Genomic DNA, 267 nt, shown 5'->3' with positions numbered 1-267 from the left:
CGCCCGGCGCACCGGCCGCGCCCCGTCGCACGGCGGCGCAAGCCGCGACCAGCGCGATCAGCAGCAGGTAGCCCGCGCTCCAGCCCCAGCCCTGCGCCTTCAGCGGCAGCAGCGGCTCCACCAGCAGCGGATAGCAGATCAACCCGGCGAAGCTGCCGAGATTGGACGCGGCGTAGAGCGCGTAAGGGTTGCCGGCGGCGGGATCGGCGGCGAACCAGCGCTGCATCAGCGGCGCCTGCGCGGACACGAGGAAGAACACCGGCCCGA

The 267-nt window shown here is 73.8% G+C and carries 1 protein-coding gene; it reads right to left on the bottom strand.

Going from position 1 to position 267, the window contains the following annotated elements:
• Positions 1-267, bottom strand: a 267-nt coding sequence (locus E4U92_RS35715; protein ID WP_206666498.1) for a hypothetical protein, incomplete at both ends; no start/stop codon positions are given.

Source organism: Streptomyces galbus, assembly GCF_005280195.1.
Lineage (GTDB): Bacteria > Actinomycetota > Actinomycetes > Streptomycetales > Streptomycetaceae > Streptomyces > Streptomyces galbus.
Note: the sequence above shows the minus strand (reverse complement) of the source record. Positions and strands in the feature narration are given on the sequence as shown.